We start from the raw sequence: 9,452 nt of genomic DNA on the forward strand, positions 1-9,452 counted from the left end.
GGCCCGGACCGTGGTAACGGTCCGGGCCCGCTCCGTGATGCTCACGTTGCGATGCGCTTCGGGGTACTGCGCGCTGCGACTCGAAGGCGGGGCTGTGCGTACGCTCTGTACGCGCCGCCGGGCTGAGGCTTGGTGCGGTTCTCGCTCAGGCGCTTGCGTTGCGCGCCCGGTTGCGAGCGGCGCGGCGCTTCATCGCGCGGCGCTCGTCCTCGCTGAGTCCGCCCCAGACGCCGGAGTCCTGGCCGGACTCGAGCGCCCACTGCAGGCACTGCTCCATGACGGGGCAGCGGCGGCAGACAGCCTTGGCTTCCTCGATCTGCAGCAGCGCAGGACCGGTGTTGCCGATGGGGAAGAACAGCTCGGGGTCTTCCTCACGACAAACGGCGTTGTGACGCCAGTCCATGGCTGCTACCTCTCCTTGGTATTACACGCTTGTTGCTTGTGAATGTGAACGCTTTCACGAATCCCCCCGCAGATGACGGGCCGACCCCCAGATGGACTGGGTGTGGTCTGTGATGGTGAGGAGGGGTTCTGGCTCTCAGTGGAGGCCGGTGTTGCGGGCCGTCCCGATCGCCATGAAGAGATTCCCAAACCTCAGCGACGGATACAACCCCTTCTGGAAAGTTTTTTTTGATTCCTCGGTGTCGACTAGGTCACAGCCGCACTTCTTAGGGGTGGGGGCCAGTCCAAACGTTCGAGTTAAAGGACTTTGGGCGCTTCCACTCACACAATCACACGCAGTGCACGGCGTACGCCTGTGAACGTCACGCTCGTACGCAGTCCCAGGTGGTCACCGTCCATCTGGAAGGGCAGCGGGACCTTTGAATGCAAGGTGAAGTCCGTGAGGTCATGCCGTGAAACGGCGTGCTTGCCGCGCGGCCCCTTCTCGGGGCTCGAAGTGAGCAGCTGGGTGCCGTAGAGGGCCACCGCCGGAGTGGACAGACGCTTCAGGCCGAGGACGTCCAGCGCGGTGTCGAAGGAGGCCTTCGGCGAGGCGTAGACCGGACGATTGCCCAGGTAGGTCCACGGGGCGGTGTTGCAGATTATGGAGAGCGCGAGGTCGGTCACCGGGTCCTGGCCGGGCACGTCGAGCGTGATCGTCCCGTGTCTGCGGTGGGCCTCGTTCAGGAACTGCCGCACCACCTGGCGTACGTACAGGGCGTGCGTCGAACGCTTCCCGCCCTCGCGTTTCTGTTCGACCCGGCCGACGACTCCGGCGTCGAATCCGAGTCCGGCGCAGAAAGTGAACCAGCGTTCGGGGACGGACTCGTCCTCGGTTCCCGGGGTGCCGGCGGCCAGGCCCAGACCAACCGTGCGTTCGGTCCGGTTCTCCAGGGCGTCCAGGATCGCGCCGGTCGCCTCCACCGCGTCGTTCGGCAGCCCCAGGGCGCGCGCGAAGACATTGGTGGACCCGCCGGGAACCACGGCGAGCGTCGGAAGGCCGTCCGGATCGGGGCCCCGGTGCAGCAGCCCGTTCACGACCTCGTTCACCGTGCCGTCGCCGCCGAGGGCGACCACCAGGTCGATGTCGTCGCTGTCCGCGGCCCGCCGCCCCAGATCCCGTGCGTGCCCCCGGTACTCCGTGGTGACCGCCTCCAGCTTCATCTCGCTGGCCAGCGCGTGGATGAGCACGTCACGGGTGCGGGCACTGGTGGTGGTAGCAGCTGGGTTGACCACGAGGAGTGCGCGCATACGGCCAGCCTACCTACCGGGCGGTTCGGCCCTGTAGGGCCTCCCGTTTGGATCATGTCGGGCTCGCGGGGTCCGGCACGCGCTCCCCTAAGGCTCTCGGCTTCGCTCGAGCAGGGAGGGGCCCCTCCGGCGTTGTCGTCAATCACCAACTTCCCCAAGCTCTCGGCTTCGCTCGAGCAGGGGAGACCCCATCCGCGTTGCCTCAATCCTCCGCCTTGCAGCTGCACGCACCGAACCCCGCTCCCTGATCCGACCTGATCAAACGGGGGGCCCTAGTCCCGGTTCGCTGCGCTCGGAGCCGGTGACGGAACGTGACCGGCTCCCGTGCCGTGCGCCCGAAGGGGGGAGGCCCCACCGCACCCCGGCTTCACTTCCGGGCCCCGGGGATGCCAACCTGAAAGGCGTGAGCACTCAGCAGACACCGTCCACGCCGTCGCCCTCCACCGCGGAGCGTCCGACCAGGATCACCGTCCTCGCCGGGGTCAACGCCCTCGAAGGCGTGGCCCTCGCCGTCGGCGGGATCTACCTGCTGATCATGGGACTGCTCGGGAACCTGGAGAGCACGCAGCAGGCGGAGACGGTCGGGATCACCCTGGTCGCGCTCGGCGCGATCCCGCTGATCGCCGCCCGCGGACTGCTGCTGATGCGCAGCTGGAGCCGGGGGCCCGCGCTGATCACCCAGATCATGGCGCTGCCGGTGGCCTGGACGCTGCTCCGCTCGCAGGGTGCGCTGATCCCCACCGGGATCGTCCTGGCGGCGGTCGCCGTCACCGGCCTCGTGCTCGTCCTGAACCCGGCGACCACCCAGGACCTGGGCATCCGCCGGGGACCGAGGGCGACCCCCGAGGCCTGAGCGGGCGGACCCGCCCTTCCCGCCCGCTCCTCGACTACTCCTCGACGAGCAGCCGCTCGCGCAGCTGCGCCAGCGTGCGGGCCAGCAGCCGTGAGACGTGCATCTGCGAGATGCCGACCTCCTGGGCGATCTGCGACTGGGTCATGTTCCCGAAGAAGCGCAGCAGCAGGATGCGCTTCTCGCGCGGCGGCAGGTCCTCCAGGAGCGGCTTGAGCGACTCCCGGTACTCCACGCCCTCCAGCGCCTCGTCCTCCGAGCCCAGCGTGTCCGCGACCGCCGGCGACTCGTCGTCCGTGTCCGGCACGTCCAGCGAGAGCGTGCTGTACGCGTTGGCCGACTCCAGGCCCTCCAGCACCTCCTCCTCGGAGATGCCGAGACGCTCGGCCAGCTCGTGCACGGTGGGCGAACGGCCGTGCTGCTGGGAAAGCTCCGCGGTGGCCGTGGTCAGCGAGAGACGCAGCTCCTGGAGACGGCGCGGCACCCGCACCGCCCAGCCCTTGTCCCGGAAGTGGCGCTTGATCTCGCCGACCACCGTCGGAGTGGCGTACGTCGAGAACTCCACGCCCCGGTCCGGGTCGAACCGGTCCACGGACTTGATCAGCCCGATCGTGGCGACCTGCGTCAGGTCGTCCAGCGGCTCCCCGCGATTGCGGAAACGACGGGCCAGATGCTCCACCAGCGGCAGATGCATGCGCACCAGCCGGTTGCGCAGCTCGGCCTTCTCCGTGGAACCTTCGGGCAGCTCCCGCAGCTCGAAGAACAGGGCCCGCGCCCCGCTGCGGTCGTGTGGATCGTGGTGCCCGTGCTCGCTCATCTGGCCCGCCCGCTCTGCCTGCGACTGCTGCTCCACCGCGACGTCGATGCTCTCGGGTCCGTCCGCTCCGTCCACCGGATGCGGCCGGGCCTGTTGCTCCGGGATGCCTGCCGGCCGCACCACCCCGGATCGGATCGTCTCGTCCCGCACAGGACCGTCCCCGTTCCCGTCGCTCACGCCGGCCCGGGGCCCGCGCCGCGCTGTTTGTAGAGGCTGATGCTGACCGTACGGTCGTCCGCGACCGTGGAGTCGACCTTGCCGGCCAGTGCGGAGAGCACCGTCCAGGCGAAGGTGTCGCGCTCGGGCGCCCGGCCGTCCGTGGTGGGCGCCGACACCGTCACTTCGAGGGAGTCGTCGACGAGACGGAAGACGCAGCTGAGGACGGAGCCCGGCACGGCCTGCTGGAGCAGGATCGCGCAGGCCTCGTCGACCGCGATGCGAAGATCCTCGATCTCGTCGAGAGTGAAGTCCAAACGCGCTGCGAGACCGGCCGTGGCCGTTCGCAGCACCGACAGGTAGGCACCCGCAGCGGGCAGCCGGACTTCTACGAAGTCCTGATTCCCGGGCTCGCCTGCGATCTGGGACACCCTCACCTCCAAGGTGCACAAACTCTTTCGAGGTTCCGGGAAGGGTGGCCCGGAGCCATGCGGTCCGTCGACGGTTCTTCGGCTCGGCGACGTTATCGGATCCATGATGCCGTGTCGTACGGACCCCATACCCCGACCGTCACTCATGGTAAGCCCATGAGTACGCACAGTGGCTAGGGGTCTGCGGCGGCCAATTGCGAAGAACCAGCGCCGCATTGACGTACCCAGGCCTCAGACGATCGAACCGTCCTCGAAGCACCAGCGCCAGCTCTCGCCCGGCTCGAAGCTCCGCATCACGGGGTGACCGGTCGCCCGGAAGTGTCCGGTGGCGTGCCGCAGCGGCGACGAATCGCAGCAGCCGACGTGCCCGCAGGTCAGGCAGAGCCGCAGCTGCACGGGGTGGGTGCCGGCCTCCAGGCACTCGGGACACGTCTCGCCGAGCGGCACGGGCTCGGGGCGTGGCAGATCCGCTACATGCGCACACTCGCTCATGATGGGCAGGTTACGACGGATCGAGGACGGTGGGATGGACGCGCTGCCGCTGATCGCTTTGGTCGCCGTCAGTGCGGCGGTGGCCGGCGCGGCCCGCCGCACCCCGGTGCCCGCCCCGCTCGTGCTGGTCGCCGTGGGCCTCGTGGCCGGCTATCTGCCGGGCGTCCCGACGTACCACCTGGACGCGCACGTGGTGCTCCCGCTGCTGCTTCCGCCGTTGCTCCACACGGCGGCCCTGGACAGCTCCTACCTGGATCTGCGGGCCAACATCCGGCCGGTGGCCCTGCTCTCCGTGGGCTACACCCTCTTCGCCACCGTCGCGGTGGGCTGGCTGGCGCACCGGATCATCCCGGACCTGCCGCTGACCGCCGCGCTGGTCCTGGGAGCGGTCGTCGCCCCGCCGGACGCCGTGACAGCCGCCGCCATCGCCCGCCGGGTCGGGCTGCCCTCCCGGGTGACCACGATCCTCCAGGGCGAGTCGTTGGTGAACGACGCCACGGCGATCACCGCCTTCAGGGTGGCGCTGGCCGCCGCGGTGGGGGAGGGCATGAGCTGGGGTGAGGGGATCGCCGAATTCCTGCTGGCCGCGGTCGGCGGGGTCGGCGTCGGGCTGCTGCTGATGGTGCCGCTGCACTGGCTGCGCACCCACCTCAAGGAAGCGCTCCTCCAGAACACGCTGTCCCTCCTGATCCCTTTCGTGGCGTACGCGGCGGCCGAACGGGTGCACGCCTCCGGTGTCCTCGCCGTGGTCGTCGTCGCCCTCTACCTGGGCCACCGCTCCTGGCAGGTCGACTTCGCCACCCGGCTCCAGGAAGCGGCCGTCTGGAAGATGGTGGCGTTCATTCTGGAGTCCGCGGTGTTCGCCCTGATCGGCCTCCAGCTGCCGTTCGTCCTGAAGGGGCTCGGCCCGTTCGGCGTCACCGAGGCCATCGGTTACGCGGTCATCGTCTTTCTGGCCGTCGTCGTGGTGCGCTTCGTCTGGGTCTATCCGGCCACCTATCTGCCCCGGTGGCTCTCCCGCCGGGTCCGGGAGCGCGAACCCGGCACGGACTGGACCGCGCCGCTGATCGTGGGCTGGGCGGGGATGCGCGGGGTGGTCTCGCTCGCCGTCGCGTTCTCCATCCCGCTGGTCATGCACGACGGCGAACCGTTCCCGGCCCGCAGCCTGGTGCTCTTCCTGACCTTCACCACCGTCATCGGGACGCTCGCGATCCAGGGCCTCACGCTGCCCGTGCTCGTCCGCGTACTGAAGCTCCCCGGCCCCGACCCGCAGACCGTCACCCTCGTCGAGGCGCAGGCCCAGAGCGAGGCGTCCGAGGCGGCGGAGGCCCGGCTGGCGGAACTGCTCGACGACCCGCACAACAGCCTCCCGCCGCCGCTGGCCGACCGGCTGCGCAGCGTGCTGGAGCGCCGCCGCAACGCCGTCTGGGAGCGCCTGGGGGCAGCCGACCCGGTCACGGGGGAATCGGCGGACGACACCTACCGGCGGCTGTCGCGGGAGATGATCGAGGCCGAGCGAGCGGTCTTCGTCCGGCTCCGGGACGAGCGGCGGATCGACGACGAGATGATGCGTACGCTGCTGCGCCGGCTGGACCTGGAGGAGGCGGCGGCCTACCGCGAGACGGACGGGTCCTGACGGGACGGCGGGTCCGGAGCGCCGGAGATCACGGCGGCCACCCGGGTGCCCGGCGCGAACGCCCCCTCCTCGGCCAGCGCGGTCAGCGCGAACAGCAGCTTGGCGACGTAGACCCGCTCCACGGGCAGACCGTGCCGGCCCTCGAAGTCGTCGGCGAAGACCGTCAGCTCCGGGGTCGTACGGGCGTAGCCGCCGAAGGCGAAGCGCTCCTCCAGTGACCAGCTCCCGGCCGGAGCGCCGAACGCCTCGCGCTGGAGCCGCTCCACCTCCTGCGCCAAAAAGCCGCCCCCGACCACCGGAACCCCCAGCGCCCGCTGTCCGGCGGTCAGCCCGGCGGCGAGACCGGCCAGGGTGCCGCCGGTCCCGCACGCCACGGCCGCCACATCCACCTCTCCGGCCAACTCGCACCCCAGCGCCGTACAGCCCTGTGCGGCCAGGGCGTTGCTGCCGCCCTCCGGGATGACCTCCACATCCCCGAACAGGCTCAGCAGCCCCTCCAGGACCTCGGGGGAGGCCTTCGCCCGGTACGTCGTACGGTCCACGAAGTGCAGCCGCATGCCGTCGGCCGCGCACCGGGCGAGCGAGGGGTTCAGCGGCCGGTGCGCAAGCTCGTCGCCGCGGACGACGCCGATCGTGGGAAACCCCAGCAGCCGGCCCGCCGCCGCGGTGGCCCTGAGGTGGTTGGAGTACGCGCCGCCGAAGGTGAGCACGGTGCGCCCGGCGGCGGCCTCCAGGTTGAGGGCGAGTTTGCGCCACTTGTTGCCCGGCAGATCGGGGTGGATCAGGTCGTCCCGCTTGAGGAGCAGCCGCACCCCGTGGCGCGCGAAGCGCTCGTCGTGGACCTCGTGCAGAGGGGAGGGGAGGTGGGGGCGGAGGAGGGCGTCGAGGCGGGGCGGGTCGGGGGGCGGGCTGGTCACCCACCCATTGTCGCCCCCGGTCCGGGCGGCTTCAGGAAGAGGCGGGCCAGAGGTCCGGGCCGAACACCTCGTAGTGGACGTCGGCCGGCCGGACCCCCGCCTCCAGCAGTCGGGTTCGCACCGCCCGCATGAAGGGGAGCGGGCCGCACAGATCCGGTCCGGCATCACGTCGGGCCGGGTGCCGGGCCGCTCGACCAGCGCGGTCGCGAACGCGGCGATGGACCCGGCCAGGGCCCTGCGCCGGCCAGGGGAAACCGCCCCGGCGGGCGGAAGCGTTCGAGGGGCTGGGTCCGGGGGCGGGGTCAGTCGGGTGGCGGGCCGCTGCCGATGCCGAGCAGGAGCGGGCCGGTGGGGGAGGCGACGAGGTCGGTGACGGTGATCGGGTCCAGCGCGGCGTGGAAGGCGTCCTGGGCGCGGCGCAGGGCCCCGCGCAGCCGGCAGCCCGAGCGGAGGGGGCAGGGGGCGTCGCCCTCGCACTCGACGACTTCCTCCGGCCCCTCCAGTTCCCGCACCAGCGAGCCGATCGACGCGGAACGGCCGGCCTGGGTCAGGGTGAGCCCGCCGCCCCGGCCGCGACGGGCGTCGAGGAGGCCGAGGTGCTGGAGCCGGGCGACGACCTTCGCGGTGTGCGTGTACGGGACGCGCATGGTGGCCGCCACCTCCCGGGTGGTCGGCGCTTCCTCGCCCTCGGCGACCGCCAGCCGCATCAGGACACGGAGTGCCACGTCGGTGAATCTCGTCAGACGCATGAGGTCAGCGTAAGTAGTGGCATGAGCGATGCAAATTAAAAGCATTGTTCGGCGACGGGGCTCAACGTGCCCCACCCGAAGGCGGATTAGTCACACTCTTTTGTGTAATGGCGGACCGGTCCTCCTGCTGAAAGGCTTTTGCTCGCAGGTCAGCCCATGATCGAGAGGACGTCAGATGTCCGTTGGTGAAGAGGTTCGCGACACGCAGGCGCCGCCGCAGCAGAGTCTGGGGACGGCAGCTGCGCGGAACCTCGCGACGACCACCAAATCCGCGCCGCAGATGCAGGAGATCACCTCGCGGTGGCTGCTGAAGATGCTGCCGTGGGTGCAGGTACAGGGCGGTACGTACCGGGTGAACCGTCGGCTCAGCTATTCGGTCGGTGACGGCCGGGTGACCTTCGTCCAGACCGGGGGCCGGGTGGCCGTGATCCCCGCGGAGCTGGGGGAGCTGCCCGCCCTGCGGGACTTCGGCGACGAGGAGGTGCTCGCCGAGCTCGCCCGCAGGTGCGAGCAGCGGGACGTGGCCGCGGGGGAGGTGCTCGCCGCCTCGGGGGACGCGGCGGACCGGGTCTACCTGCTGGCGCACGGCAAGGTCGAGAAGATCGGCTCCGGCCTCTACGGGGACGAGACGGAGCTGGGGGTGCTCGCCGACGGCGCGTACTTCGGCGACCAGAGCCTGATCGACGGCAGCGCCGTCTGGGAGTACACCGCCCGCGCGGTCACCCCGTGCACGCTCCTCACCCTGAGCCGGGCCGATGTGTACAACCTCGCGGAGCGCGCCGAATCGCTGCGCGGCCACCTCGCCGGACTGCTCTCCATCCCGCATCAGCGGACCAACCACTACGGCGAGGCGGCGATCGACCTCTCCGCAGGACATGTCGGCGAAGCGGTCGTCCCGCACACCTTCGTCGACTACGACGCGGCGCCCCGCGAGTACGAACTGAGCGTCGCCCAGACGGTGCTGAAGGTCCACAGCAGGGTCGCCGACCTCTACAACCAGCCGATGAACCAGACCGAGCAGCAGTTGCGGCTCACGGTCGAGGCGCTGCGTGAGCGCCAGGAACACGAGCTGATCAACAACAGGGAGTTCGGACTCCTCAACAACTGCGACTACGGGCAGCGGATCCAGCCGCACGACGGGGTGCCCGGCCCGGACGACATGGACGAGCTGCTCTCGCGCCGCCGCGGATCGAAGCTCTTCCTCGCCCACCCCAAGGCCATCGCCGCCTTCGGCCGTGAGTGCAACCGGCGCGGACTCGTCCCGGAGAGCGTCGACATCGGCGGTCACCATGTGCCCGCCTGGCGCGGGGTGCCGATCTTCCCGTCCAACAAGATCCCCGTCACCGACGCCCGCACCACTTCCATCATCTGCATGAGGACCGGCGAGGCCGAGCAGGGCGTCATCGGCCTCCAGCAGACCGGCATCCCCGACGAGATCGAGCCGAGCCTCTCGGTCCGTTTCATGGGCATCGACGAGCAGGCGATCATCTCCTACCTCGTGACGGCGTACTACTCCGCCGCCATCCTGGTACCGGACGCCCTCGGAGTGCTGGAGAACGTCGAGGTCAGCCGCTGGCGCTGATCCCGAGTCACCCCGGGGGTGCGGCCGGCGCCGCCGGCCCCCCCCCCCGGCCCCCCCCCCCGCCCCCCCCCCCGCCGGGAGCCGGGCCACCGCCCGCGCGGGCGCCCGCCCCAGCCGGCCCCCCGCCGCG

Annotated in this window: 10 protein-coding genes; 3 read left to right on the top strand and 7 right to left on the bottom strand. The window is 70.7% G+C overall.

Annotated elements, in window-relative coordinates; genetic code table 11:
* Nucleotides 1-145 precede the first annotated feature (145 nt).
* Together ACFWM7_RS30205 and ACFWM7_RS30210 are read right to left on the bottom strand one after the other, a co-directional pair.
* A complete protein-coding gene (locus ACFWM7_RS30205) occupies nucleotides 146-403 on the bottom strand; it encodes a WhiB family transcriptional regulator (RefSeq protein WP_003953983.1) in 258 nt (85 codons plus the stop codon).
* A 320-nt stretch (nucleotides 404-723) separates the two neighbouring features.
* Nucleotides 724-1,692, bottom strand: coding sequence for a diacylglycerol/lipid kinase family protein (locus ACFWM7_RS30210; protein WP_383266558.1), 969 nt, complete (start codon nucleotides 1,690-1,692; stop codon nucleotides 724-726).
* Nucleotides 1,693-2,095: 403 nt separating this feature from the next.
* Between ACFWM7_RS30210 and ACFWM7_RS30215 the strand changes: the two genes are divergently transcribed.
* The gene (locus ACFWM7_RS30215) at nucleotides 2,096-2,545 is read left to right on the top strand and encodes a hypothetical protein (protein ID WP_383266561.1); all 450 of its coding nucleotides are present in this window, start codon (nucleotides 2,096-2,098) and stop codon (nucleotides 2,543-2,545) included.
* A 34-nt stretch (nucleotides 2,546-2,579) separates the two neighbouring features.
* On the opposite strand, the gene ACFWM7_RS30220 is transcribed toward ACFWM7_RS30215, so the two are convergent.
* From ACFWM7_RS30220 to ACFWM7_RS30230, 3 genes are all read right to left on the bottom strand, one after another.
* Complete coding sequence (locus tag ACFWM7_RS30220; protein ID WP_383266563.1) at nucleotides 2,580-3,509, bottom strand: RNA polymerase sigma factor SigF; 930 nt, start codon at nucleotides 3,507-3,509, stop codon at nucleotides 2,580-2,582.
* Nucleotides 3,510-3,532: 23 nt separating this feature from the next.
* On the bottom strand, nucleotides 3,533-3,946 hold the full coding sequence (locus tag ACFWM7_RS30225; RefSeq protein ID WP_003966375.1) for an anti-sigma regulatory factor: 414 nt from the start codon (nucleotides 3,944-3,946) through the stop codon (nucleotides 3,533-3,535).
* Nucleotides 3,947-4,177: 231 nt separating this feature from the next.
* The gene (locus ACFWM7_RS30230) at nucleotides 4,178-4,438 is read right to left on the bottom strand and encodes a UBP-type zinc finger domain-containing protein (RefSeq protein ID WP_003966374.1); all 261 of its coding nucleotides are present in this window, start codon (nucleotides 4,436-4,438) and stop codon (nucleotides 4,178-4,180) included.
* 34 nt (nucleotides 4,439-4,472) lie between these two features.
* Between ACFWM7_RS30230 and ACFWM7_RS30235 the strand changes: the two genes are divergently transcribed.
* Nucleotides 4,473-6,074, top strand: a complete 1,602-nt coding sequence (locus tag ACFWM7_RS30235) for a Na+/H+ antiporter (RefSeq protein WP_383266575.1) — start codon at nucleotides 4,473-4,475, stop codon at nucleotides 6,072-6,074.
* Here the strand turns inward: ACFWM7_RS30235 and ACFWM7_RS30240 are convergent.
* Nucleotides 6,050-6,991 (bottom strand): 1-aminocyclopropane-1-carboxylate deaminase/D-cysteine desulfhydrase, encoded by a 942-nt coding sequence (locus tag ACFWM7_RS30240; protein WP_383266566.1) that lies wholly within the window; start codon nucleotides 6,989-6,991, stop codon nucleotides 6,050-6,052. The two genes, ACFWM7_RS30235 and ACFWM7_RS30240, sit on opposite strands and share 25 nt — an antisense overlap.
* 302 nt (nucleotides 6,992-7,293) lie before the next feature.
* Complete coding sequence (locus tag ACFWM7_RS30245) at nucleotides 7,294-7,740, bottom strand: RrF2 family transcriptional regulator (RefSeq protein WP_383266569.1); 447 nt, start codon at nucleotides 7,738-7,740, stop codon at nucleotides 7,294-7,296.
* A gap of 175 nt (nucleotides 7,741-7,915) precedes the next feature.
* Here ACFWM7_RS30245 and ACFWM7_RS30250 point away from each other — a divergent pair, with 175 nt between their 5' ends.
* On the top strand, nucleotides 7,916-9,322 hold the full coding sequence (locus ACFWM7_RS30250; RefSeq protein WP_383266572.1) for a family 2B encapsulin nanocompartment shell protein: 1,407 nt from the start codon (nucleotides 7,916-7,918) through the stop codon (nucleotides 9,320-9,322).
* Nucleotides 9,323-9,452 lie beyond the last annotated feature (130 nt).

Source organism: Streptomyces sp. NPDC058375, assembly GCF_042723425.1.
GTDB classification, from domain to species: domain Bacteria; phylum Actinomycetota; class Actinomycetes; order Streptomycetales; family Streptomycetaceae; genus Streptomyces; species Streptomyces durocortorensis.